The 23925-nt window shown below is 72.6% G+C and carries 23 protein-coding genes; 11 read left to right on the top strand and 12 right to left on the bottom strand.

The window, feature by feature from the left end:
- Positions 1–76: 76 nt before the first annotated feature.
- Both ACFPFQ_RS04895 and ACFPFQ_RS04890 read right to left on the bottom strand, forming a co-directional pair.
- Positions 77–1918 carry a DNA polymerase Y family protein gene (locus ACFPFQ_RS04895; RefSeq protein WP_379615171.1) on the bottom strand — a complete coding sequence of 614 codons (1842 nt, stop codon included), beginning with the start codon at positions 1916–1918 and terminating at the stop codon, positions 77–79.
- Positions 1919–1926: 8 nt separating this feature from the next.
- On the bottom strand, positions 1927–2661 hold the full coding sequence (locus tag ACFPFQ_RS04890; RefSeq protein ID WP_379615169.1) for a hypothetical protein: 735 nt from the start codon (positions 2659–2661) through the stop codon (positions 1927–1929).
- A 168-nt stretch (positions 2662–2829) separates the two neighbouring features.
- Between ACFPFQ_RS04890 and ACFPFQ_RS04885 the strand changes: the two genes are divergently transcribed.
- From ACFPFQ_RS04885 to ACFPFQ_RS04875, 3 genes are all read left to right on the top strand, one after another.
- Positions 2830–3162 carry an L-rhamnose mutarotase gene (locus ACFPFQ_RS04885; protein WP_379615167.1) on the top strand — a complete coding sequence of 111 codons (333 nt, stop codon included), beginning with the start codon at positions 2830–2832 and terminating at the stop codon, positions 3160–3162.
- Between the two features lie 87 nt (positions 3163–3249).
- The gene (locus tag ACFPFQ_RS04880) at positions 3250–4347 is read left to right on the top strand and encodes a glycosyltransferase family 2 protein (protein WP_379615165.1); all 1098 of its coding nucleotides are present in this window, start codon (positions 3250–3252) and stop codon (positions 4345–4347) included.
- 1 nt (position 4348) lies between these two features.
- Positions 4349–4504, top strand: coding sequence for a hypothetical protein (locus ACFPFQ_RS04875; protein ID WP_379615163.1), 156 nt, complete (start codon positions 4349–4351; stop codon positions 4502–4504).
- On the opposite strand, the gene ACFPFQ_RS04870 is transcribed toward ACFPFQ_RS04875, so the two are convergent.
- From ACFPFQ_RS04870 to sucC, 7 genes are all read right to left on the bottom strand, one after another.
- Positions 4476–5093, bottom strand: coding sequence for a GNAT family N-acetyltransferase (locus ACFPFQ_RS04870; RefSeq protein WP_379615161.1), 618 nt, complete (start codon positions 5091–5093; stop codon positions 4476–4478). The genes ACFPFQ_RS04875 and ACFPFQ_RS04870 overlap by 29 nt on opposite strands.
- A 203-nt stretch (positions 5094–5296) precedes the next feature.
- Positions 5297–6862, bottom strand: coding sequence for a bifunctional phosphoribosylaminoimidazolecarboxamide formyltransferase/IMP cyclohydrolase (purH, locus tag ACFPFQ_RS04865; protein WP_379615159.1), 1566 nt, complete (start codon positions 6860–6862; stop codon positions 5297–5299).
- Positions 6859–7440 carry a phosphoribosylglycinamide formyltransferase gene (purN, locus tag ACFPFQ_RS04860; RefSeq protein ID WP_379615187.1) on the bottom strand — a complete coding sequence of 194 codons (582 nt, stop codon included), beginning with the start codon at positions 7438–7440 and terminating at the stop codon, positions 6859–6861. Before purN ends, purH begins: the two co-directional genes overlap by 4 nt.
- Positions 7441–7590: 150 nt before the next feature.
- Entirely contained in the window at positions 7591–9273 is a 1683-nt protein-coding gene (locus tag ACFPFQ_RS04855; protein ID WP_379615157.1) for a DUF6350 family protein, read from the bottom strand.
- A 54-nt stretch (positions 9274–9327) separates the two neighbouring features.
- Positions 9328–10413 carry a DUF5336 domain-containing protein gene (locus tag ACFPFQ_RS04850; protein WP_379615155.1) on the bottom strand — a complete coding sequence of 362 codons (1086 nt, stop codon included), beginning with the start codon at positions 10411–10413 and terminating at the stop codon, positions 9328–9330.
- 130 nt (positions 10414–10543) lie between these two features.
- The gene (gene sucD, locus ACFPFQ_RS04845) at positions 10544–11431 is read right to left on the bottom strand and encodes a succinate--CoA ligase subunit alpha (RefSeq protein ID WP_379615153.1); all 888 of its coding nucleotides are present in this window, start codon (positions 11429–11431) and stop codon (positions 10544–10546) included.
- A 3-nt stretch (positions 11432–11434) separates the two neighbouring features.
- Positions 11435–12607, bottom strand: a complete 1173-nt coding sequence (gene sucC / locus ACFPFQ_RS04840; RefSeq protein WP_379615151.1) for an ADP-forming succinate--CoA ligase subunit beta — start codon at positions 12605–12607, stop codon at positions 11435–11437.
- 208 nt (positions 12608–12815) lie between these two features.
- Here sucC and ACFPFQ_RS04835 point away from each other — a divergent pair, with 208 nt between their 5' ends.
- Both ACFPFQ_RS04835 and ACFPFQ_RS04830 read left to right on the top strand, forming a co-directional pair.
- Positions 12816–13775, top strand: coding sequence for an esterase/lipase family protein (locus ACFPFQ_RS04835; protein WP_379615149.1), 960 nt, complete (start codon positions 12816–12818; stop codon positions 13773–13775).
- Positions 13776–13964: 189 nt separating this feature from the next.
- The gene (locus tag ACFPFQ_RS04830; protein ID WP_379615147.1) at positions 13965–14840 is read left to right on the top strand and encodes a M23 family metallopeptidase; all 876 of its coding nucleotides are present in this window, start codon (positions 13965–13967) and stop codon (positions 14838–14840) included.
- A gap of 12 nt (positions 14841–14852) precedes the next feature.
- Here ACFPFQ_RS04830 and pcrA read toward each other — a convergent pair whose 3' ends face one another.
- Positions 14853–17189, bottom strand: a complete 2337-nt coding sequence (gene pcrA / locus ACFPFQ_RS04825) for a DNA helicase PcrA (RefSeq protein WP_379615145.1) — start codon at positions 17187–17189, stop codon at positions 14853–14855.
- 212 nt (positions 17190–17401) lie between these two features.
- Here pcrA and ACFPFQ_RS04820 point away from each other — a divergent pair, with 212 nt between their 5' ends.
- The 4 genes from ACFPFQ_RS04820 to ACFPFQ_RS04805 all read left to right on the top strand — a co-directional run bounded on the left by ACFPFQ_RS04820 (position 17402) and on the right by ACFPFQ_RS04805 (position 20074).
- A complete protein-coding gene (locus ACFPFQ_RS04820; protein WP_379615185.1) occupies positions 17402–17704 on the top strand; it encodes a chorismate mutase in 303 nt (100 codons plus the stop codon).
- A gap of 37 nt (positions 17705–17741) precedes the next feature.
- Positions 17742–18062 (top strand): hypothetical protein, encoded by a 321-nt coding sequence (locus ACFPFQ_RS04815; RefSeq protein ID WP_379615143.1) that lies wholly within the window; start codon positions 17742–17744, stop codon positions 18060–18062.
- Positions 18063–18092: 30 nt separating this feature from the next.
- Positions 18093–18821, top strand: coding sequence for a PIG-L deacetylase family protein (locus tag ACFPFQ_RS04810; protein ID WP_379615141.1), 729 nt, complete (start codon positions 18093–18095; stop codon positions 18819–18821).
- A 176-nt stretch (positions 18822–18997) separates the two neighbouring features.
- Entirely contained in the window at positions 18998–20074 is a 1077-nt protein-coding gene (locus tag ACFPFQ_RS04805; protein ID WP_379615139.1) for a hypothetical protein, read from the top strand.
- A 29-nt stretch (positions 20075–20103) separates the two neighbouring features.
- Here the strand turns inward: ACFPFQ_RS04805 and ACFPFQ_RS04800 are convergent, their stop codons facing one another.
- Positions 20104–20781 carry a response regulator gene (locus tag ACFPFQ_RS04800; RefSeq protein ID WP_379615137.1) on the bottom strand — a complete coding sequence of 226 codons (678 nt, stop codon included), beginning with the start codon at positions 20779–20781 and terminating at the stop codon, positions 20104–20106.
- Positions 20778–22130, bottom strand: coding sequence for a PspC domain-containing protein (locus ACFPFQ_RS04795; RefSeq protein WP_379615135.1), 1353 nt, complete (start codon positions 22128–22130; stop codon positions 20778–20780). Before ACFPFQ_RS04795 ends, ACFPFQ_RS04800 begins: the two co-directional genes overlap by 4 nt.
- Before the next feature lie 41 nt (positions 22131–22171).
- Between ACFPFQ_RS04795 and ACFPFQ_RS04790 the strand changes: the two genes are divergently transcribed.
- Both ACFPFQ_RS04790 and ACFPFQ_RS04785 read left to right on the top strand, forming a co-directional pair.
- Positions 22172–23467, top strand: coding sequence for a PspC domain-containing protein (locus ACFPFQ_RS04790; RefSeq protein WP_379615133.1), 1296 nt, complete (start codon positions 22172–22174; stop codon positions 23465–23467).
- Positions 23460–23684 (top strand): hypothetical protein, encoded by a 225-nt coding sequence (locus tag ACFPFQ_RS04785; protein WP_379615131.1) that lies wholly within the window; start codon positions 23460–23462, stop codon positions 23682–23684. The genes ACFPFQ_RS04790 and ACFPFQ_RS04785 overlap by 8 nt, the downstream gene beginning before the upstream one ends.
- Positions 23685–23925 lie beyond the last annotated feature (241 nt).

The following is a 23925-nucleotide window of genomic DNA, read 5'->3' as shown; positions in this document are numbered from 1 at the left end:
CGAACTCATCATCGCCGCGATCGTGTTATGGCTGCGCACCGGCTTACAGGACACGCCCTAGTAGACCGTCGGCCTACTAGTCGTAGATGCCCGTGACCCACCACCTCCCCTGCCTGCTGATCATCAGCATCGCCGCGGCGTCGTTGGTGAGCACCTGCAACCTGCTGCCGGCGGCATCGGCGCCCGGAGCCCACCACCGCTGCTGCAGTGGCCACGGTCCCGCCCATCCCGTGACGGTGCCGGGCTCACCGTCGTCGACCACCACCGACCGCGGGGGCGCGGACAGCAGGTCGGGCGCGGTGAGCCGCACCGGCTCGCCCGCTGCATCCAGCAACTGGGCAGGCAGCGGTTGCGGGGGCACCGTGGCCGGTGAGGGGGCCGGCAGCCGCCCCGGCCAGGGTGGCGGCGGCTCGTGATCCATGGCGGGGCGCGGCGACCGGCGCGGAGCCGGGACCCGGCGGCGCCGGTTGGTGGACGGCCCGCGACCCGGTGCCATCGGATCGGCGGCGGAGATGCGCCCGGTGGCCGCGAGCACGTCGTCGGGCCAGCCGGCAGGCGCGACGGGCTTGGTGGACACCAGCGCGACATCGGCCAGTGCGCCATCGGTGCCCTTCGCCGCCTTCACGACCCGTGGCCTGCGCACCGGGTTCGCTGCCGGTGCCACCTCCCGGTCACCCCGATCGTCGCCCCACGGCACCAGCCGCACCCTCTCGGCCGGATCGCGCCCGCCCACCAGCACCGCCGTGACCACCGACTCCGGCCCGAGCAGCGCCTGCACCCGCACCAGCGCCCGCCCGGCCCGCTCGTCGGCCTCCCCGATCTCGCCCCAGAGCCCGAGCTGCAGCGCGCCCGCGGCGACCGTCTCCTCCGGCACCAACCACAGCAGCGCCACCGCTCCCGGCCCGCCTGCGGTCGCCGTCGAGCGGGAGCGGGCCGTGAGCCAGGCGTCGAGCTGCCAGCGGACCCGGTCGACCGTGCCGGCCGGGGTGAGCGGCTCGGCGCAGCGCCAGATCCGGTACAGCACCTCGCCGGAGACGGTGCGGGCCCCGACACCGAGCCGGGTGCAGGACAGGCCGTGCCCGGCGAGCGTGCGGTGCAGCCGTTCGGCGAGACCGCGGGCGGCGAAGGCCGCGGCGTCGACTCGATCGACGGGTGGATCGAGCTCGACCTCGGCGGTGAGCTCCTCCGGCGGGTGGCGCCGCACCGGAGGCCGGGGGTCGAGGCCCCTTGCGAGCCGGTGGGCGAGCACGGCATCGGCCCCGAACCGGGACGCGACATCCTGCGCGTCGAGGCCACCGAACGCGCCCAGGCTGCGCAGCCCGAGCCTGCGCAGCAGCCCGATCAGCTCCGACCGGTCGACCCCTGGCTCGCGATCGAGCTCCTCCACCTCCAGCCCGGAGAGGAAGGCCCGCGTGTCGCCCGGCCCGACGGCCACTCCCCTGCGCGCCGCGATGACGGCCGCGAACAGCCCGTCGGCCACCCCGACCTGGCTCTCCGCGCCGGTGCGCGCGGCGACCTGGTCGACCAGCCGTTCGGCGGCCCGCAGCTCACCACCGAAGTAGCCCGCCGGGCCCCTGGCCGGCAGCGCGACCAGCCCCGGCCGGACCACCTCCACCCCGGGCGCCAGCTCCTCGACGGCCACCACCACCGGTTCGAACGCGCGAGCATCGCGATCGGCGTCGGGAGCGAGCACCGCGAGATCCGGGCAGCGAGCCTGCGCCTCCCGACGGCGCAGGCCGCGGCGCACCCCCTGGGCCCTGGCCACCGCCGAGCAGGCGAGCACCCGGTTGGCCCCGATGACCGCTGCGGGCTGCTCGGCGGGCACGTGTGCGGCCGCGGCGGCCGCTGTGACCGGCCAGTCGGGCAGCCACAACGCGAGCACCCGGACCGGACCGGCGCCGCTCGTGCCCTCGCTCATCCCCCCGCTCATCCTGCCGCCCGGATCGGCACCGGTCGAATCTCCCAGGGCTCGGCGACCGGCGCGACCCGGCCACCCGATGCGGGCAGGAGCATCCCGGCGCTGCGGGCCCGCGCGATCCCCCCGCGCCCGCGCACGAGCACCCGGGCCCGCCGGGCCCGCAACCTCCCCACCCCCGCGCCCAGCCCGCCCCACCGCGCATCGGTGCAGCTCAGCTCGGTGTCAGCGCCGGGCCACGGCCCGAGCGACACCAGCACCGCGCCGCGTTGCCGGGCGCGCGCGGCCAGCCGCTGCCGATCGGCGGCGCGCACCCCCGCGCGCACCGCATCGGCGACCACGACCACGTCCATCCCATCCAGCAGCGCGACGAGCACGGCGAGCAGATCGCGGCCGGGCTCCGGGACCAGCGCCAGCCGCTCCAACCGCACTCCCGCCTCGACGGCGGCGAGCAGCCCCAGCGCCGGACGGCCGACGACACCCGCCCACGCCCCGCCGGTGGACGCCTCGGCGAGCAGCGCGAACATCAGCGATGTGGCACCGACCGCATCGGGGAGCGCCACCGTGGATCCCCGCCGCAGCCCGCCCGACGGCAGCAAGGCGGCCAGCGGGGCCGCGACCGGGAGCACCTGGTCGTCGGAGGCCGCCACGGCGTCCTGCGGCCGGACGCCCGCGGCGCGGTCCTCCATGCCGCGCAGCAACCCGCGCGCCAGCTCCAACCTGCTGGCCGCATCCCCTCGAGGCACACGGTGGCCCGAGCGATCGGGAACCGGGCGATCGGGAACAGCGACATCGGCCACGGGCATGCCTCCCCGGCATTCGCGCCGCGGGGAAGTCGGCGAAGTCGAACGTGTGTTCGAACAATAGCGCGGGTCCCGAGGTGCTTCAAGCCCCACTTCGAGGGATCCGCCAGGATGGCCCCCATGCGCCGCGTCGGCTCCGTGATCCGCCTCCGCCCCGAACACGAGGACACCTACCGCCGCCTGCACGCCGCCGTCTGGCCGGACGTGCTGGCGCAGATCGCCAGCAGCAACATCGGCAACTACTCGATCTTCCTGCGCGACGGGCTGCTCTTCAGCTACTTCGAGTACACCGGCACCGACCTCGACGCCGACATGGCCGCCATGGCCGCGGATCCGCGCACCCGCGAATGGTGGGCGCTCACCGATCCCTGCCAACAGCCGGTGGACTCCGCGGCGCCCGGCGAATGGTGGGCATCACTCGAAGAGGTGTTCCACACCGAATGAGTGACGTCGCGTCACACTCGCTGTAGCGCACACCGCGCCGAAGAACAAGTCTGGGACTGGACCGTTCGGCCTATCAAAATGCGCCACATGGTCCAGCTCGGCACTGCCGTCACCGTGCTCGTCCCCGCGCATGACGAAGCGCAGGCGCTCCCCGCCGCCATCGCCTCGCTGCGCGCACAGACCCTGCCGCCGGATCGCCTGCTCGTGATCGCCGACAACTGCACCGACGCCACCGCCACCGTGGCCGCCCGGCTGGGTGCCGAGGTCGTCACGACCGTCGGCAACACCGCGCGCAAGGCGGGCGCGCTCAACCAGGTGCTCGACGTCGTGCTGCCCACCCTGCCGGCGGGCGACCTCGTGCTCGTGATGGACGCCGACTCCGCGATCGCACCCGACTTCCTCGCAGCCGCGGTCCGGACGCTGCGCGAACGCCCCGCCGCGGGAGCCGTCGGTGGCGTGTTCGAGGGCCGACCCGGCGGCGGGCTCGTCGGCGCGCTGCAGCGCAACGAGTACGCGCGTTACGGCCGCGAGGTGGCCCGCCGCAACGGCCGCGCGGTGGTGCTGACCGGCACGGCCACGCTGTTCCGGGCCGAGGTGCTGCGCGAGGTGGCCGCGGCGCGCGGAGCCCGGCTGCCCGGACGTCCCGGAACCGTCTACGACCTGGCAGCGCTCACCGAGGACAACGAGATCACGCTCGCGATCAAGACGCTGGGCTACGGGGCGGCATCGCCACGTGAGTGCCGCGTGATCACCGAGCTGATGCCGACGTGGCGGGCGCTGTGGCACCAGCGGCTGCGCTGGCAGCGCGGCGCGCTGGAGAACCTCCGTGCCTACGGCCTGACCCCCGTCACGCTCCCGTACATCGGCAAGCAGGTCGCGATGTACCTCGGCATCGCCGCCGTGGCGCTGTTCGTGCTCGCCACGCTCCTGTTCGCCACGCACGGCGAGCTCGGGGTGCCCCGCGGGTTCTGGCTCGCGATCACCGCGGTGTTCGTGCTGGAACGGGTGATCACCGTGCGCCGCAGCGGCTGGCGGGCGATGGCGCTGGCCGCACCGGTGGTCGTCGAGTTCGCCTACGACCTGTTCCAGCAGGCCGTCTTCCTCCGGGCCGCGTCCGACGCGCTCGCCGGGCGCAGCGAGCACTGGCACCACCACCCGGCGGCGCTGCTCACCGGACCGGGCTGAGGTGTACGGCAAGTGCGGATCCACCTCGCTCGCCGCCATGCCGGCCGGAGCGATCGCGTTCGGTGGCATGGACGTGCTCTGGTACGTCGTGGCCGGCTGCACCCTGCTGGCCGCCCTGCTGGCGGTGATCAGGCTGTGGCCGCGCCGGGAGCGGTAGCTCGCTTCGCCAGCCGGTGCTCCAGCCCCCTGCGCACCATCGGCCACTCGGTGGGCAGTACCGAGAAGACGACGGTGTCGCGCATCGACCCGTCCGGCATCCGCATGTGGTTGCGCAGCACGCCGTCCTGCTTGGCACCCAACCGGGCGATGGCCTCCCTGCTCTGGTGGTTCATCCAGTGCGTGCGGAACTCGACCGCCACGCAGCCGAGCACCTCGAACGCGTGCTCGAGCAGCAGCAGCTTGCTCTCGGGGTTGGTGCCGCTGCCGTGGGCGCTGCGCGCGTTCCAGGTGGAGCCGATCTCCACGCGCGGCAGCGTGGCGTCGATGTTCATGTACGTGGTCATGCCGATGATCGCTCCGGTGTCGGCCCGCCGCGTCGTGAACGGCAGCATCGAACCGGCGTCCTGCAGCCCGAGCCTGCGGTCGATGTCGGCCCGCATCCCGTCCGGCGTGGCGACGGTCGTGTACCAGAGGTTCCACATCTCACCGTCCCGCGCGGCGGCGACCAGGCCGTCGTGGTGGTCGTGGCGCAGCGGCTCCAGGATCACGTGGTGGCCGGTCAACGTCACCGGTTCGATCTTCGTCACGGGGCCCATCCTAGGAAACCGGTGACGGGGCCGGGCCGAATTTGCTGAAGGCGTGCGGGGCCCGGCGAGGGCCGTCGGGTGCGGTTCCCGGTAGGTCCCCGCTGGCAGGCTGCCTTCGCGCGGCGATGGCAGGAAAGCCACTTTGCTGCAACCTCGTTGCGGGAAAGTGGCTTTCCTGCAACGAGGCGGGGGCGGTGGGCAGCTCAGTGCGCGAAGTGCCGCGTGCCCGTCATGTACATCGGGATCCCGGCCGCCGCGGCAGCGGCGATGGTCTCCTTGTCGTTCACCGATCCACCGGGCTGGACCACCGCGACGACCCCGGCGTCGAGGAGCACCTGCAGGCCGTCGGGGAACGGGAAGAACGCATCCGACGCGGCCACCGCGCCGCGGACCCGCTCACCACCGCGCGTGACCGCCAGCCGCGCCGCGTCGACGCGGTTGACCTGTCCCATCCCGACACCGACGGCCGCCCCGCCGGCAGCGATCAGGATGGCGTTGGACTTCACCGCGCGGCACGCCCGCCACGCGAACGCGAGATCGGCGAGCACCTCCGCGGCGACCGGCTCGCCCGTGGCGAGCGTCCAGTTGGCGGGGTCGTCGCCGGGGGCGTCGATCGCGTCGCGCTGCTGCAGCAGCAGCCCGCCCGAGATCGGCCGCAGCTCCGCACCGCCACGCACGACGGGCCCGGCCAGGCGCAGCACCCGCACGTTCTTCTTGCGGGTGAGGACCTCGAGCGCACCGTCGGCGTAGGACGGGGCGAGCACGACCTCGGTGAACACGTCGGCGATCTGCTCCGCCATCGCGACGCTGACCTCGGCGTTGGCCGCGATCACGCCACCGAACGCGCTGACCGGGTCGGTGGCGTGCGCCTTGCGGTGGGCATCGGCGATGTCGGTGCCGACGGCGATGCCGCACGGGTTGGCGTGCTTGATGATCGCGACGGTCGGGACGTCGCCGTGGTCGTGGGCGGCGCGCCAGGCGGCGTCGGAGTCGACGTAGTTGTTGTACGACATGGCCTTGCCGTGCAGCTGCTCGGCAGCGGCGAGGCCACCGGCACCTGAGGCGTAGAGCGCCGCCGCCTGGTGCGGGTTCTCGCCGTAGCGCAGCACCGCGCTGCGGTCCCAGGACGCCCCGACCCACGACGGGAACGGGCTGTCGCCGGGCTCAGGTGCGAGAACGCTGCCCATCCAGGACGCGACGGCCACGTCGTAGGAGGCGGTGTGGCGGAACGCCGCCGCCGCGAGCAGCCTGCGGTCCTCGAGCGCGAACCCGCCGTTCTTCACCTGCTCGAGCACCCACTCGTAGCGAGCGGGGTCGACGACCACGGCCACGCTGTCGTGGTTCTTCGCCGATGCCCGCACCATCGCCGGGCCACCGATGTCGATCTGCTCGACGCACTCGTCGGGCGTGGCGCCCGACGCGACCGTGGCCGTGAACGGGTACAGGTTCGACACCAGCAGGTCGAACGCCGCGATGCCCAGCTCCTCGAGCTGCGCGAGGTGCTCGGGCTTGCGCGTGTCGGCCAGCAGGCCGGCGTGCACGCGCGGGTGCAGCGTCTTGACCCTGCCGTCGAGGCACTCCGGGAACCCGGTGAGCTGCTCGACGGGGGTGACGGGGACGCCCGCGTCGGCGATGCGCTGCGCGGTGGAACCGGTGGACACGATCTCCACACCCAGCGCGTGCAGCCCCGTGGCCAGATCCAGCAGCCCCGCCTTGTCGTAGACGCTGATCAGGGCCCGACGCACGGGTCGGCGCTGCTCGGCACTCACGGAATGGTCACCTCTCGTCCGGTCACGGTGGCCCCTTGCCGGGCCAGCGCGGCGACGGTGCCCACGAGCAACCGCCGCTCCTCGATCTTGATGCGTTCGTGCAGCGTGTCGACGGTGTCGCCGGGCTCGACCACGACGGCGCCCTGCGCCAGCACGGGACCGGTGTCGACACCTTCGTCCACGAGGTGGACGGTGGCGCCGGTGACCTTCACGCCGTAGGCCAGCGCGTCGGCGGGCCCGTGTGCGCCGGGGAACGACGGCAGCAGCGCCGGATGGGTGTTGATCACCGGACAGCCGACGCCCGCGAGGAAACCGGGCCCGAGGATCTTCATGAACCCCGCGCTCACCACCAGGTCAGGGCGGTGCTCCGCCACCGCCTTCGCGAGCGCGGCGTCCCAATCGGCACGGTCGGTGTGGTCGCGCACCCGCACGGTGAACGTCGGGACACCCGCCCGTTCGGCCCGGGCGAGGCCCTCGATGCCGATGCGGTCGGCGGCCACGGCCACGACGTGTGCGGGGTAGTCGCCCACTGCGGCGTCGAGCAGCGCCTGCAGCAGCGTGCCGGATCCGGAGACCATGACCACAACCCGCGCAGGAGCGGTGATCTCCACCCGGTAGGGCGGGCGCGACGGCGCGGACAAGCGGGCTCCTCGTCGAACGGGTGCGGGGACCCGCCCAGCGTAGGCGGCGGCCCAGGTCACACCACGTGCGGACCCCGCGCCACGACGTCAGGGCTGCTGCTCGGTGGGTTGCGGGTCGTCGGGCTGCGGGTCGTCGGGCTCCGCCGCTGCCGTTGCCGATTCCGCTGCCGCTTCCGCCTCCGCTGCCGCATCGGCCGCCGCGCGCTCCGCCTTCTCGCGCTCCCGCAGGGCCACCAGCTCGGCGACGGTGCGCGGCTTCGCGGGCAGGGGCTCCGGGGTGGGCTCGGGCTCCACCGTCGCCTCGACCTCGGCGTCCGGTGCATCCGGCTCGGCCACCGGCTGCACCTCCGCACCCCTCGCCGGAATCCGGACGGGCACGGCCCGCTTCGGCTCATCGACCTCGGGGACGGCCTCGGGGACGCCGGCTGCCGCCGCAGCGACGGCCTCCGGCGCGACCTCGGGCACCCGGTCCGGAACGGGATCGGGAGCAGGAACGGGCTCGACCTCCACCTCACCCCGCCGGGGGGTGGCGGCGACGACGAGCGCCGGGACCCCGACGAGCAGCAGCACGGCGGGCAGGAGCACCTCGGCGGGGATCCGGATCGGGTCGAACGGGCCCGCCGCCAACCGGCCACCCGCCAGCACGGCCAGCACCGCGACGGCCAGCGCGGTCAGCCCGATGGCGACGGCCGCTGCGGGGAACCGCGCCGGCCCCTCGACGGCCCGCCGGCACGTCAGCCCGCCCAGCACCCCGGCCGCGACGGGCAGCAGCAGCGTCGCGAGCGTCCACGTCGGTGGCACGGAGGTGGGGAGGGCGGCGAGCAGCGGGAAGTGGGACGGGGTGCCGGGGAAGGCGGCGAACGGCGAGGCCGTGGCCGCGCCGACCCCGACCCCGGGGCCCAGCGCCCAGCTCGCCCCCGCGACCAGCGCGTTGGGCAGGTAGGCCAGCGCCAGCAGCGTCACACCGAGGGCCGCTCCGAACCCGGGGGCGAGCTCCTTGTACGCGGCGGCGACGGTCGGGGCGCCCAGCACCAGCCCGGCGAGCAGCACCGCGGCGCCCGCGACCAGCAGGCCGAGCAGCGTCACCGCGGCCCCGCGCAACCCCGCGCGGAACCAGTCGGGGACACGAGCCGCGAGATCCGCGGGCAACCCGCACGTGCGCAGCACCCCGACACCCGCGGCGGCGCCTGCGACGAGCCCGCCACCGACCATCGCTGCCCACGGGGCGGCCGCGACCTCGGCGGCCCGCGGCAGCAGCGCGCTGCCCAGCACCGCGACGGCGGCGTGCGCACCGGCGTTGGTGGCGACCACGGCGCCCGCATCGGCGCGGAAGCGGCATCCCAGCCTGCGCACCGACCACCCGGTTCCGACGACGATCACGAGGAACATCAGGATCGTCGGCAGCAACGGCAGGACGCTGAGCGGCTGGCCCTGCAGCACCAGCGGGATCTGGTGCGCAGCGAGCCAGAGCGGGATCGCCGCGGCGAAGGAGCCGTCGACCGACAGCCCACCACCGGCGGAGGCGATCACGAGTGCTGCCACGGGCACGAGCGCCGCGTAGCTGACGATCACCGTGCCCATGGCGCCCGCGAGCAGGATGCGCAGCCGGTCGAGCCCCTCGGCCGGGCCCCTGCCCCGGTTGTTGGCCGCCGCGGCGTCGGCGTCGGGCGTCCCGGGGTCCGGCGCACCAGGATCCGGTGACGCAGGGTCTGGGGTGCCGTCCCCCGGCTCGGACTGGTCTCCGGGGTGGCCGTCGAGGGTTCGGGTCACCCGCCCAGGGTCGCAGTGCGGAGCCCGACAGCCGGGCAGGCACGCCGCGAGAGGTCAGTTCTGCTGGTGCTCGCCGGTGGCGAGGTACTGCGTGGGTGCGACATCGCCGGGAGGCTGCTCGTGGCGCCCCTCGTTGATGATCGGCTGGCCGACGGCAGGTGTCTCCGTGCCCTGCGCCACCCGGAAGTCGGCGGTCGGGCCGGACTCGTTCTGACCGGTCGGCACCGCGCTCGTGGGCTGGGCGTTGGTGGGCTGGTTCTGCTGCCCACCACCCTGCTGCCCAGGGTGGGGCGGTGCGACGTTCTGACCGGAGTGCTGCTGGCCGGTGTTCTGCTGGCCCGGGTTCTGCTGACCCGGGTTCTGGGGCGCCTGCCCGACGGCCGTCGGCGCGTTCTGCGGCATCGGAGTGCCGGGCGCGGCCGGGGTGTCGCCCGCGTACCAGGCCGCCGTCGGCGCCTGTGACGCGTCGATGCTCTGGCTCCAGGCGTGCTGCTGGGGCTGAACGTTCTGGGCCGCCGAGGCGCCCTGTGGGGCCTGCCCGTAGCTGGGCGCCGCACCGAACCCGCCACCCTGCGACGGTCCGAACTGCTGCTGCGGCTGGCCGCCGAACGGCGCGTGCTGCTGGCCGTAGCCGGGCTGGCCGGGGTAGCCCTGCTGGCCGTAGCCCGGCTGCTGGCCGTAGCCCTGCGGGAAGCCGCCGGGCTGGCCGTAGGCGGGCGGCCGGGCCGGACGCGGCGCGGGCGCGGTGATGACGCCCGCATCGAGCAGCAGGGCGCCGATGACCGCGATGGCCTCCAGCACCGCGAGAACCACCGCGATGATGCTGACGACCGATGTGCGGGAGCCGACGATCAACTGCACGAACAGCAGCGCCCCGGTGAGCACCAGCACGGCAGCCGGCCCGAGCACCTTGCCGGCCTTCGGCAGCAGTGCGAGCGCGGCGAGCAGCCCGCCGCCCACGAGTAGCGGTCCGGGCAGCAGCGCTGCGAGCCGGATCTCGGTGAAGAACCCGAGCAGGTAGACCACGAATCCGAGGCCTGCGGTGATCAGCACCAGCAGCCGGACCGGCCCGGGGTTCGGTTCCGGCTTCTCAGCGGCCGCTACGGCCGCCGGACCGGATGTGGATGGTTGCTGCGTCATCTTTTCAGGCTCCCTCCGGCACGAACTCCCGCGGTTCGTGCCAGCCGCTGCGAAACTAGCGCGCCGTTCCCCCCGGCGCCCCGTGGGCCCCGGGGGGAACGTGCGGCCGTCACTCAGCGTGCAGCGCTGATCAGAGTCCGGCGATGATCTCGCGCATGAGAGCGGCCGTCTCGCTCGGCGTCTTGCCGACCTTGACGCCCGCGGCCTCGAGGGCTTCCTTCTTGGCCTGCGCGGTGCCGGCCGATCCGGAGACGATGGCGCCGGCATGGCCCATCGTCTTGCCCTCGGGGGCGGTGAAGCCGGCGACGTAGCCGACGACCGGCTTCGTCACGTTCTCCTTGATGTAGGCCGCCGCCCGCTCCTCGGCGTCGCCACCGATCTCGCCGATCATGACGATCGCGGCGGTCTCGGGGTCGGCCTCGAAGGCCTCCAGCGCGTCGATGTGCGTGGTGCCGATGACGGGGTCGCCACCGATGCCGATCGCGGACGAGAAGCCGATCTCGCGCAGCTCGTACATCATCTGGTAGGTCAGCGTGCCCGACTTCGAGACGAGCCCGATCTTGCCGGGACCCGCGATGTCGGCCGGGATGATGCCGGCGTTCGACTTGCCGGGGCTGATGATGCCGGGGCAGTTCGGGCCGATGATGCGCGTCTTGTTGCCCTTGGCGACGGCGTGCGCCCAGAAGTAGGCGGAGTCGTGCACCGGGACGCCCTCGGTGATGATCACCAGCAGCGGGATCTCGGCGTCGATCGCCTCGATCACGGCGTCCTTGGTGAACTTCGGCGGGACGAACGCGACGCTGACGTCGGCGCCGGTCTCCTTGATGGCCTCCTCGACGGTGCCGAAGACCTTGATGTCCTTGCCGCCGATGGTGACGACGGTACCGGCCTTGCGCGCGTTGACGCCGCCGACGATGTTGGTGCCCGCCGCGAGCATCTTGGTGGCGTGCTTGGTGCCCTCGCCGCCGGTGATGCCCTGGACGATGACCTTGCTGTTCTCGGTGAGGAAGATTGCCATGGTTCAGGCCCCCGCGTGTGCGAGCTCGGCGGCCTTGTCGGCCGCGTTGTCCATCGTGTCCACCTGGGTGACGAGCGGGTGGTTCGCCTCGTCGAGGATCCGGCGGCCCTCGATCACGTTGTTGCCGTCGAGCCGCACGACCAGCGGCTTGGTGGCGGCGTCACCCAGGATCTTCAGCGCCTCGACGATGCCGGTGGCCACCGCGTCGCACGAGGTGATGCCGCCGAAGACGTTGACGAACACCGACTTGACGTCGGCGTCGCCCAGGATGACGTCCAGGCCGTCGGCCATGACCTGCGCCGAGGCGCCGCCGCCGATGTCGAGGAAGTTGGCGGGCTTGACGCCGCCGTGCTTCTCCCCCGCGTAGGCCACGACGTCGAGCGTGCTCATCACGAGGCCCGCGCCGTTGCCGATGATGCCGACCTGGCCGTCGTCGAGCTTGACGTAGTTGAGGCCCTTGGCCTTGGCCTTCGCCTCGAGCGGGTTCTCGGTGCGCTCGTCGACCAGCGCGGCGTGGTCGGGGTGGCGGAAGCCGGCGTTCTCGTCGAGGGTGACCTTGCCGTCGAGCGCGATGATCTTGTCCTGCGGGTCGCGCACCAGCGGGTTGACCTCGACCAGCGTGGCGTCCTCGGAGACGAAGGTCTCCCACAGCTTGACCACCACGTCGGCGGCCTCGTCGAGGATGACGGCCGGGAACTTCGCCTCGGTCACGATCTCGAGGGCCTTGGCCTTGTCGACGCCGATGATCGCGTCGACGGCCACGCGCGCCAGCGCCTCGGGACGCTCGACGGCGAGCTGCTCGATCTCCATGCCGCCCTCGGCCGAGGCCATGGCGAGGAAGGTCCGGTTGGACCGGTCGAGCAGGAAGGAGAAGTAGTACTCCTCCGCGATGTCGCTGGCCGTGGTGACCAGCACCCGGTGCACGATGTGGCCCTTGATGTCCAGGCCGAGGATGTCGGTGGCCTTCTCCTTGGCCTCGTCGGGCGTGTTGGCGAGCTTGACGCCACCCGCCTTGCCCCGGCCACCTGTCTTGACCTGCGCCTTGACGACGACGGCGGTGCCGAGCTCGGCAGCAGCTGCGGCTGCGTCCTCGGGCGTCTCGACGGTCTTGCCCGGCAGTACCGGCACTCCATGCGCGGCGAAGAGGTCCTTCGCCTGGTACTCGTAGAGGTCCACTCGGCTCTCCCTGCCCACTTCGCTGTGCCCGCGGCCGGCCCTGCGCACGTCGTGTGAAGGCTCCGCGGATCCGCTTCCCCAGGGACACTAGCGACGACGGCCGCACCGGCCCTGACCTGCCCCGGTGACCGCTGTCACCCCTGGTCCGACGGCCAGGTCGGCGGGCTCAGGAGAGGCGGGGATGTGAGGCATCACCTACCGTCTTTCCATGGCGCTGGTCCGCGCAGGGCTCGACCGTCTGGCCACGGTTGCCGGGGTGGTCGGCACCGTCGCGTCCGAGCTCGCCGGAGCCGGCGGTTACGCGGCCCGCACGTTCGGCTGCCCGGCCGGGATGCGCGGGCTCACCGTCGAGTGGGCGTGGCTCGCGGCGCACCTGGCCGTGTACCCGGCGGGATTGGTGCGCGAGCAGCTCACCGACTCCGGCGGCTACCGCACCGACCCGCTGCCGCCGGTGCGTCGCAGCCTCGTGGTCACCGACATGGACGCTGCCGGCACCCCGATCCTGCTGGTGCACGGGATCATGGACAACCGCTCGGTGTTCACCGTCTTCCGCAGGGCACTGCGGCGGCGCGGCTTCGGGGTGGTGCACGCGGTGAACTACAGCCTGTTCACCGGTGACGTCCGTGCCGCGGCCCACCAGCTGCGCGGCCACGTCGAGCGGCTGCGCGAGCAGACCGGCCACGACAAGGTCCACATCGTGGGCCACTCGCTCGGCGGGGTGATCGCGCGGTACTACGTGCAACGGATGGGCGGAGCGGCCGCTGTCGACACGCTCGTGACGCTCGGCAGCCCGCACGCCGGCACGTTGTCGGCGTACCTGATGCCCACCCCGCTCGCGCGCCAGCTGCGTCCGGGCTCGGACCTGATGGCGGAACTCGACCGGCCCGCCCCCGGCTGCACCACGCGGTTCCTCGTGGTGTGGAGCCGGATGGACCAGATGGTCGTACCCCAGCGCCGCGCCCGGTTGGACCGTTCGGACCTGGACGTGGAGCATCTGGAGCTACGTGATGTAGGTCACCTTTCGCTCCCGATCGATCCGCGCGTCGTGCGGTGGATCACGTCGGCACTGGCCCGTACGGCTCACGAGCGTCACCCGTTCCGAGCAGGCCATCGAGGAGATTCGGGCCACGCGGACACGCGCTGTAGCGAGTCGACGCCCGCATCCTGACCCGAACCACCCGACTGCCGACACGCCGTCGCCAGATTTGCCCCCTGCGGACGGCCACCGCTACCTTGCCGGGGTTCGTGTCACAACACAGTCACGGTAAGGCAGCGGGACCGGCCCCGATCGGTCCCGTGGTTCCCCAGACCAGCCCCCGCGAACGGGACACGAGCACCACGTCGAGAAGGGCAGGTCTTGGCGCTACACCGCTCCCCAAGCGGCGCCGAGACGGACCACTCCGAGGTCAGGACGACGTACCTCAACGTCGCCGCCGTCTCGGGGGTGCACCGTCTTCCGCCGCCACCCGCAGCGTCGCTGTGCGGCCGGGCCACCGTTGCCGCAGTAGCGGCGGGTGCCGTCGTCGCGGCGGCACAGACGCTGGTCACGCCGCTGATCGGCCACAGCCCGCAGGTGACGATCGGTGCCCTGCTGCCCGTGGCGAACACCACCGACGCCGCCACTGCGGCCGCAGGGGGTGGAACGCCTGCCGCGGCGGCCACGGGGATCGGCGGTGACCAGCCGCTGCCCGACACCCTCGCCGTCGGCGCGCTGGACCCGCTGGCGCAGCTCGACGTCAAGAGCCTCACCAAGGCCGTGGACATCGGCCAGGAGCTCGCCCGCCAGGCGCAGCTCATCCGGTCCGCGCTCGCCGGCGGCGCCTCCGAGGCGCACCCGTTCGGGGACACGATCTACGTCCGACCCACCAGCGGCACGCTCACCTCGGTCTTCGGCGCCCGCTGGGGCGTCCAGCACCTCGGCATCGACATCGCCAACAAGATCGGCACCCCGATCTACGCGCTGAGCGACGGCGTCGTCGAGGAGGCCGGCCCGGCGTCCGGCTTCGGCCTCTGGGTGGTGCTGCGGCACCCGGACGGCACGCGCAGCGTCTACGGGCACATCAACCGCATGTTCGTGAAGCTCGGCGACAAGGTGCAGGCAGGCGAGGAGATCGCCGAGATCGGCAACCGCGGCGAGTCCACCGGGCCGCACCTGCACCTCGAGATCTGGGACGCGGCAGGCAACAAGCTCAACCCGATCCCGTGGCTCGCCCGCCGCGGGATCAACTTCTAGCCGAGCGCTTCCCTACAGCTTCTGCATCGGCACGCCGCCGATGAGCATCAGGCGCACGGTGCCCGCGCTCCCGAAGTCGATGGTGACCGTGGCCCGCACGCCGGCACCGTCGGACGCCGTGACGGTGCCGAGGCCGTACTTGTCGTGATTGACGCGATCGCCGACGTCCAGGCTCAGCGTGGGCCCCATCGAGGCCTTCGGGACGTTCCAGTTGCCGCGGTCGGTGGCGGTGGCGCGGCGGCCGAAGCCGAAGCGGCCCACCGGCGCCGAGCGCTCCGGCTCGGAGCGGCGCCACTCGACGAGCTCGTCGGGCACCTCCGCCAGGAACCGGGATGCCGGGTTGGCGTTGGGCTGCCCGAACGACGAGCGGACCATCGCCCGGGACAGGTACATCCGCTGCTGGGCCCGCGTGATGCCGACGTAGGCCAGCCGCCGCTCCTCGGCCAGCTCGTTCGGATCGCCCATGGCCCGCATGTGCGGGAACACGCCGTCCTCCCAGCCGGTGAGGAACACGACGGGGAACTCCAGCCCCTTCGCCGTGTGCAGCGTCATCAGCGTGACCATGCCGGAGTCGTTGTCCGGGATCGAGTCGGCATCGGCCACCAGCGCGACCCGCTCCAGGAACGCCGCGAGCGAGCCCGGTGCGGGCGATCCGACCTCGACGTCGGAATCGTCGAGATCGGCGACGGCGACATCGCCCGCGAACTCGCGCGCCACCGTGACCAGCTCGGCGAGGTTCTCCAGCCGCGACCCGTCCTGGGGATCCTCGCTCGCCTCCAGCTCCGCCGTGTAACCGGTCTTGGCGTAGATCGCCTCGAGGATCTCGCAGGTCTCCTCGTCGCGCTCCACCATCTCGTTGAGCTCGTCGAGGATGCGCACGAAGCCTGCGATGTTGCGCTGCGAGCGCGTGACCAGACCGGGGAGGCGCTCCGGCTGCTCGGCCGCGACGCGCAGTGCCGCGTTGAACGACATCCGGTGGCGGTCGGCGAACGTGGCCACGACCTCCTCGGCACGATCGCCGATGCCGCGCTTGGGCACGTTGAGGATGCGACGCATGCTGACGGTGTCCTCGGGGTTGGACAGCACCCGCAGGTACGCCAGCGCGTCGCGCACCTCCTTCCGCTCGTAGAAGCGGACCCCGCCCACCACCTTGTACGGCAGCCCGACGCGCATGAAGACGTCCTCGAACACGCGTGACTGCGAGTTGGTGCGGTAGAAGATCGCGACGTCGGAGTTGCGGAACTCGCCGGAGTCGACCAGCCGGTCGATCTCACCCGCGACGAACCCGGCCTCGTCGTGCTCGTTGTCGGCGACGTAGCCGATGGCCTTCTCACCATCGCCCTGCTCGGACCACAGCCGCTTGTCGCGACGGCCGGTGTTGCGCGCGATCACGGCGTTGGCGGCCGACAGGATCGTCTGGGTGGAGCGGTAGTTCTGCTCCAGCAGGATGGTGCGGGCGTTGGGGAAATCCTGCTCGAACTCGGTGATGTTGCGGATGTTGGCACCGCGGAACGCGTAGATCGACTGATCGGAGTCGCCCACGACGCACAGCTCGCCGGGTTCGGAATCCGGCGTTGCCGGGGCCACCAGCTCGCGCACCAGCACGTACTGCGCGTGGTTGGTGTCCTGGTACTCGTCGACCATGACGTGGCGGAACCGGCGCCGGTAGTACTCCGCCACGGCAGGCAGCCGCTGCAGCAGCGACACCGTCTCCATGATCAGGTCGTCGAAGTCGAACGCGTTGGCCGTGTGCAGCCGCGCCTGGTAGACGGCGTAGACCTCGGCGACCTTGCGCTCGTACTCGTTGCTCGCGCGCTCGGCTGCGGCATCGGCGTCGAGCAGCTCGTTCTTGAGGTTGGAGATCTGCGCTGCCACCGCGCGGGGGGCGAACTTCTTGGGATCCAGCTCGAGATCGCGCCCCACCATCCCGACGAGCCGGCGCGTGTCATCGGCGTCGTAGACGGAGAAGGCGCTGCGCACCCCGAGGTGCTTGGCCTCGCGGCGCAGGATGCGCACGCACATCGAGTGGAACGTGGACACCCACATCGCGTTGGCCCGGCGGCCGACGAGCGTGTCGACGCGCTCCTTCATCTCCGCGGCGGCCTTGTTGGTGAACGTGATCGACATGATCTCGCCGGGGTGCACCCCCCGCTCGGCGAGCAGCCAGCCGATGCGGTGGGTGAGCACGCGCGTCTTGCCCGAGCCGGCTCCCGCGACGATCAGCAGCGGCGAGCCGGAGTGCACCACCGCCTCGCGCTGGCGTGGGTTCAGGCCTTCCAGCAGTGCCGCTCCACGTGCGGAGCGGGGCTTGGCGGAGGTCTCGATTGGCAGTTCGAACAAGGCGCTCATCGTGTTCGAAAGACTACCGCCGCCCCCCGACAGCCACTCTTGTGGCACACTGCTCGCGTGCCACTGATCAGCAGCCGATTCTTCTACGGGTACCGGACACCGGTTCCCGTGGCCTGCTGACCAGCCCCCACGACGCCCCGGAGTCCACGGACCCGGGGCGTTTCCGCGTTCAGGGGCCGGAACCTCCCCACGACCAGGAGGAGATCATGAGCATGACCACGGACGACGCCGCCGCCCGCGCGATCCCGGACGCCGACCGGATCCCGGACGCCACCGAGATCCCCGCGCTGCGCGTCGAGATCGACCGGCTCGACGCCGAGATCCTGCGGCTGATCCAGCGCCGCAGCGAGGTGTCGCAGCTGATCGGCCGGGCCCGGATGGCCTCGGGCGGTCCCCGCATCGTGTACAGCCGCGAGATGGCCGTGCTGGCCCGCTTCCAGGACCTCGGCGAGGCCGGGCGCGAGCTCGGGATGATCCTCCTGCGGCTCGGACGGGGCCGGCTGGGCGCGCGCTGACCACCCCCATCGACCGCGGACGTGGCACTCTGGTGTCATGGGTGCGGTTTTCGGGATCATTGCAGCGGTGGTGGCGCTGGTCGGCCTCATCGTCGCGCTGGGCCATGTCGGTTATCTGGCCATGTTGAACAGCGCCGCGAAGCGGCGCGGGATCGCCGGCGCCTCCACGGCCGACTACGTCAAGGGACGCTGGATGGTGGCGGGTGGCACCGCAGCGGCAGCCGCGGTCGGGCTGCTCATCACCACCGGCGACAGCGTCGTGGCCGACATCATCGGGATCCTGGTCGCCGGCGGGGCCGGGGTCGCCGCCAAGGGTGCTCTCGACTCCACGCGCTCACACTTCCGCGGCAACCCGTGAGCCGCCGCCCTCAGACGTAGTGTCGGCGGGGTGTCCACCACTCCCGACGAACCGGTCCGCCGCGCGCTCGTCGTCGTCGCCCATCCCGACGACGTCGACTTCGGCGCCGCCGCCACCGTGGCCTCCTGGGTCCAGGCCGGTATCGAGGTCTCGTACTGCCTCTGCACATCCGGCGACGCGGGCGGCCACGACGACACCCCGCGGTCGGAGATGGGCCCCCTGCGCGAGGCCGAGCAGCACGCCGCCGCAGCCGAGCTCGGCGTCACCGATCTCCGCTTCCTGCACCACCCGGACGGCAGGCTGACGTCGAGCATCGAGCTGCGGCGCGACATCAGCCGCGAGATCCGGCGGGTACGACCACAGCGCGTGCTGACGCAGTCACCCGAGATCTGGTGGGAGCGTCTCGGCGCCTCGCATCCCGATCACCGTGCCGTCGGAGAGGCCGCGGTGGCCGCGGTTTACCCCGATGCGCGTAATCCGTTCGCCCATCCGGAGCTACTCGCGGAGGAGGGTCTCGACGCATGGACAGTTCGCGAACTCTGGATGATGGGTGCGCCGAGCGAACGCGTGAACCACGTGGTGGATGTCACCGCAACAATTGACCGGAAAATCGCGGCCTTGCGGGCCCACAAGTCACAGACCGCTCACATGGACGACCTCGAAGGCCTGATCAGGACCATGAGCGGACAGCTGGCCAGGCGTTTCGAGCTGCCGGACGGCGCATTCGCCGAGATCTTCCAGACCGTTGAGCTGAGATGAGCGGTCGGTAATTCTCGGCGAACGGAAATAGACCGTTCGAGTGAACCACGACGAGTGGGCCGATGCCCCTTGGTGTGTTCGTTGAGCATCCGGTAGACATTTGCCAGTCCGTTCACTCCAAGGGAGGACTAGCAACAGTGGCTCAGATGGCGTCTCACGGTGGTCCGCGTTCGGCCATGGCCGGTGTGGTCACCGTCGCTGACCTCCTGAACCGCAACAGGCAGGTCCAGGCCAGGCCGGTTGCAGAGGGTGACGCCACCACGGTCGTCTCCGTCAACAGCCTGCTGCGCCGCGAGGGGCTCGTCCCCGAGCAGGCCGGCACCGCGACCGAGCAGGACGGCACCGCACGCGCCGGCAGCGGCCGCGTCGTGCGCCGGGGCGCAGTGGTCGCGGGCACGCTGCTCGCCGCGGGTTCCGTCTTCGGAGCCGCGGTCATCACCGACTCCGCGCACAACACGGCCGACAACGCGTTCGACGGCAGCTACCCCGGTCAGGGCCGGCTCGACGGTTCGGCTCCGCAGGGCGCGCTCGCGGGCGGTGTGCTCAACCAGAACACGCTCAACCACGCGCTCGACCCGGGCGCGGCAGCGCCGAAGTCGTGGGTCCCCGTCGCCTTCCCCAGCGCGCTCGGCGGTGTGCCCGCTGCGGGCGCCCAGGGCGACGCAGGCACGAGCGCCACCCCGAACGGCTCCCCGGGTGCCTCCACCCCGGGCGGCGGTGGCACCGGCGCCACGGGCGGCGGTACCAGCGGCACCGGCGGCGGCACCGACAACGGCGGCGGTACCGGCGGCAGCGATCCGTCCGTGCCCGTCGTGACGCCGCCCGCGCCCACCCAGCAGCAGCAGGACGAGCAGCGCAAGGCGCAGCAGGGGCCCGTCGGGAGCGTCGTCAACGACCTCGGCAACGGCGTCGGTGACGGCGTCCAGTCCGTTGGCGACGCGGTGCCCGGCCCGGTCGGCGGGGTCGTGGGCGGCCTCGGTCAGGCGGTCGGCGACGTCGGCACGGGGCTCGGCAACGCTGTCGGCTCCCTGACCAACCCGCTCACGTCGCTGCTGACCGGTGGTGGCAACCAGTCCGACCAGAAGACACAGTCGTCCGCTCCCCGGACCTCCAGCGCCGACTCCTCCGATTCGGGGAGTTCGGCGCAGGGCAGCAACACCGCGAAGCAGGAGTCGACGCCGCAGCAGTCCGGCGGCGGCGGACTGCTCGGCGGCCTCGGCCGCGCCGTGGGTGGGCTGCTCGGCGGCGGCTGACGCCGCCCCTCCCGTCCGGCCGGTGGCGGCTACACCAGCCGCCGGTCGGACGCCCACCTCGAGAGCTCGTAGCGGTTGGACATCTGCGTCTTGCGCAGCACGCTCGACACGTGGGTCTCCACCGTCTTCACCGAGATGAACAGCTCCCCCGCGATCTCCTTGTAGGCGTAGCCACGCGCCAGCAGCCGCAGCACGTCGCGCTCGCGGCGCGTGAGCAGATCGAGCTCCGGATCGCCGGGCGGCGCCGCACCGGGCCGCTCGGAGAACACGTCGAGCACGAAGCCCGCCAGCCGCGGCGAGAACACGGCGTCGCCGGTGTGCACGCGGCGCACGGCGTCACCCAGCTCGCGTCCCGAGATCGTCTTGGTGACGTAGCCGCGCGCCCCCGCCCGGATCACGGCGATGACGTCCTCGGCCGCGTCGGACACCGACAGCGCCAGGAACACCACGTCCGGCAGCTCGGGCCGCAGCTGGCGCAGTACCTCCGCGCCGCCCCCGTCGGGCATGTGGACGTCGAGCAGCACGACGTCGGGCCGCAGGTGCCGGATCGCGGCCACCGCCTCGTCGACAGAGCCCGCCTCGCCCACCACCGTGACGTCCTCGACGTTGCGGTCGAGCTCCGCACGCACGCCCGAGCGGAACAGCGCATGGTCGTCGACGAGGAAGACCTTCACGGGTGCTGCCACATCGCTGGTCGGTTCACTCATGAAGAAGCTGCCTCACTCGTCGACTCCTGCTTGGGGGTGCCGGAAGCGGCCACCGGCATCTGCAGATGCACCTCGGTGCCCTCGCCCGGGGTGCTGCGCAGCCGAACCTTCCCGCCGTGCCTCGTCATCCTGCCGTGCACCGAGTCGGCGAGCCCGTGACGGTCCTCCGGGACGGCCTCGGGATCGAAGCCCTTCCCGCGGTCCCGCACGAAGACGTGCACCTCGTCGGGTTCGGCCTCCACGTAGACGCTGACCTCGCCGACACCGGAGTGCTTGGCCGCGTTGACCATCGCCTCCCTGGCGGCGAGCACGAGCGCGCGCAGGCCGTCGTCGAGCTGGTGATCGCCCACCACCACCGGACGCACGTCGATGGCGTAGGTGTCCTCCACCTCGGCGGCGGCCGTGGTGATCGACTGGGCGAGCCCCTCGTCCAGCGCCGGATCGCTGCGGCGCGAGCCCGCGCGGCCGTACCCGGTGGGCCCGTAGAGCCAGTGGCGCAGCTCGCGCTCCTGGCCGCGGGCGAGCCGCAGCACCTCACGGGGCTGGTCGGACTGCCGTTGGATCAGTGCGAGCGTCTGCAGCACCGAGTCGTGCAGGTGCGCGGCGATCTCGGCGCGCTCGGACTCGACGATGCGCTCGCGGCGCTCCTCGCCGAGGTCGCGCACGAGCTTCAGCCACCACGGCACGGTGATCACCGCGACGCCACCGAGGGTGGCGAGCACGGCGAGCAGCGCGAACTGGACCTGGCCGAGCTGCAGGTTGCCGACCAGGAAGACCACGAGCCCGATCGTGACGAACGCGGCGCCCGCGATCACCCGCCACAGCCCGGAGCGACCGCCCGCCGCGATGCCCGACCGGGCCCCCGACGCCCACTTGCGGCGCTGCGCCTCGTCGGCCTCGCGCCACACCACGGCCGCGCCGACCGCGACCACGCCGAGCGGGCCGACCACCCAGCCAACGATGTTGTCGCCCAGCGCCGCCCCCGTGAGCGCGACGCCGATGCCGAGTGCGGCGAGCCCGTAGGCCTGCTGGCGCTCCGCCCGGCCCAGTGCCCGGGTGGCGTCTCGCTGCTCCTGACGCACGAAGATCCAGAGCAGCCCGTAGGCGAAGGCGCCTGCCATGTTGGTGGCCGACAGGATGACGAACGCCGCACGCACCCACAGCACGTTGACGCCGAGATGATCGGCCACCCCGCCCGCGACGCCCGCGACGACCCGGCCGGAACGGCGCCGGACGAGCGGGGGCGCAGGCGGACGGGCCGGCGCGAGGGATGGCGTACTCACCCCTCCATGGTCACACGCGACGCAACCCGCGACATCGGGGAAATCTCGGGGGTGACTCCGGGCCATCCCCCATGGCCGGGAGTCACCACGTCGAGCAGGCTGATGGCATGAACAGGATCGATGTGCCGAACACGCTGCGGGAGATGTGGGAGACCCGTCCCGCTCGACCGCGCGATGAGCGCATGATCGCCGGTGTGGCGTCGGGCATCGCCCGGCGCTACGACATCGACCCGGTGCTCGTGCGGGTCGGTTTCGTGGTCGCAGCGTTCTCCGGGATCGGCGCGGGCCTCTACATCGCGGGCTGGCTGCTGCTGCCCGACGAGCCGGTCGAGCCGGGTGCCCCGGTGCGGACCAAGGCCCCGCGCGGGGTGCTGGTGGTCGGTCTCGTGATCGCCGCCTTCTTCACGCTGGGCACGCTGTTCGGGGGCGGCAACAGGCTCGGCGACGCGATCGTCCCGCTGCTGGCGGTGGCAGCGCTGCTGTTCCTGCTGCATCACGTCCGCGGCGACCGGGTCATCCGGCCGGCAGCGGCCGTGCCACCGCCCGTTGCAGACCCGATGAGCGCGCCCACCGTTGCCACACCTACCGGTCCGTCGATGGTGAAGACCCCGGTGGGCACCGACCCGGCCGCCGCGCCGACCGTCGCGGTGGAGCCGGAGGCACCGACACCGCCCGCGTGGGATCCGCTCGGTGCGGCACCGTTTGCGTGGGACCTGCCCGAGCCCGGCCCGGCCGTCCCCGTGACGCCGCCGCTCCCGGCCCGGCGCCGCTGGCCGGTCACCTCGGTGACGCTCGGCCTCGCCCTGCTCGCCGGTGGTGGCACCGCGGTGATACTGCTGCTGCTGGGCGCGCTCACGCTCACCAAGGCCCCGCTGATCAGCGGTGTCGTGCTCGCGGTGCTGGGTGCGGGGCTCGTCGTCGGCGCGTTCGTCCGGTCCGGGCGGGGACTCATCCCGTTCGCCGTGCTGGGCAGCCTGCTGACCTGGGGGCTGCTCGCGGCGCCGCTGTCGACCTTCCAGGGTGGCGGTCTCGGTGACGTGAACGCCACGCCGATCACGGTGAGCCAGCTGCAGCCGAACTACCAGCTCTCGGCCGGGGACATCACGCTGGATCTGCGCAAGCTCGACCTGAGCGTGCCGGCAGGGGGCGACAACGCCCCGGTCCGGACCAGTGCCAGCGTCGGCGCGGGCACGGTCTCCGTGCTCGTCGGGCCCGACACGGACGTCACGCTGAACGCCTCGGCCGGCCTCGGCTCGGTGTCGTTCGGCGGCCGCGAGGCCAACGGGCCCGGCGCGGACATCCATGCAACGGAGGACCTCGGCGCCGACGGCGTCCGGGCGGGACGGCTGCTCGTCATCGACATCGAGGCGGGCGTCGGGGATGTGGAGGTGCGTCGTGGCTGATCACGGGGAGACGACAGGGACAGCGGCCGTGCGCCGGCGCGGCCCGGACCCGGTGGCGCTGCTCATCGGGCTGCTGACGCTCGGCATGGCACTGGCGGCCTTCACCGGCCACGTGCCGAACCTGTCGGGCTTCGACCCGCGCTGGCTGCTCGCAGGCGGGGCGGCGGTGCTGGGGTTGCTGCTGCTGCTCGGCAGCATCGGGCGGCGACGCCGCTGACAGGACGACCGGTGCGGGGTCGGGGAGCCACCGCGGCCGGGAGGGTCACGCTGGGGAGCGGGGACCCGAGGGGCGGTATCCGGGCCGACGGCCCGGGTACCGCCCTTTTCGATGTGATGCGGCTATGGAGGGACGCCGGCTATCCTCGACCGAGGTGATCGTCCAGGAGTTCACGAGGTCGTCATCTCCATTGCAGGTCGCTCCGCTCCGGAAATACCCACCGGCGGGCTCCCACGGTCCA

Source organism: Pseudonocardia sp. GCM10023141, from assembly GCF_042653605.1.
The sequence above is the reverse complement of the archived record's forward strand: the minus strand, read 5'-3'. Positions and strand labels throughout refer to the sequence as shown.

Coding starts and splice junctions, on each gene's coding strand:
- ACFPFQ_RS04895 (WP_379615171.1), bottom strand. CDS start 1,918: ATGAGCGAGGGCACGAGCGGCGCCGGTCCGGTCCGGGTGCTCGCGTTG.
- ACFPFQ_RS04885 (WP_379615167.1), top strand. CDS start 2,830: ATGGCCCCCATGCGCCGCGTCGGCTCCGTGATCCGCCTCCGCCCCGAA.
- ACFPFQ_RS04880 (WP_379615165.1), top strand. CDS start 3,250: ATGGTCCAGCTCGGCACTGCCGTCACCGTGCTCGTCCCCGCGCATGAC.
- purN (WP_379615187.1), bottom strand. CDS start 7,440: ATGGTCTCCGGATCCGGCACGCTGCTGCAGGCGCTGCTCGACGCCGCA.
- ACFPFQ_RS04850 (WP_379615155.1), bottom strand. CDS start 10,413: ATGACGCAGCAACCATCCACATCCGGTCCGGCGGCCGTAGCGGCCGCT.
- sucD (WP_379615153.1), bottom strand. CDS start 11,431: ATGGCAATCTTCCTCACCGAGAACAGCAAGGTCATCGTCCAGGGCATC.
- ACFPFQ_RS04835 (WP_379615149.1), top strand. CDS start 12,816: ATGGCGCTGGTCCGCGCAGGGCTCGACCGTCTGGCCACGGTTGCCGGG.
- pcrA (WP_379615145.1), bottom strand. CDS start 17,189: ATGAGCGCCTTGTTCGAACTGCCAATCGAGACCTCCGCCAAGCCCCGC.
- ACFPFQ_RS04820 (WP_379615185.1), top strand. CDS start 17,402: ATGACCACGGACGACGCCGCCGCCCGCGCGATCCCGGACGCCGACCGG.
- ACFPFQ_RS04815 (WP_379615143.1), top strand. CDS start 17,742: ATGGGTGCGGTTTTCGGGATCATTGCAGCGGTGGTGGCGCTGGTCGGC.
- ACFPFQ_RS04805 (WP_379615139.1), top strand. CDS start 18,998: ATGGCCGGTGTGGTCACCGTCGCTGACCTCCTGAACCGCAACAGGCAG.
- ACFPFQ_RS04800 (WP_379615137.1), bottom strand. CDS start 20,781: ATGAGTGAACCGACCAGCGATGTGGCAGCACCCGTGAAGGTCTTCCTC.
- ACFPFQ_RS04795 (WP_379615135.1), bottom strand. CDS start 22,130: ATGGCCCGGAGTCACCCCCGAGATTTCCCCGATGTCGCGGGTTGCGTC.
- ACFPFQ_RS04790 (WP_379615133.1), top strand. CDS start 22,172: ATGAACAGGATCGATGTGCCGAACACGCTGCGGGAGATGTGGGAGACC.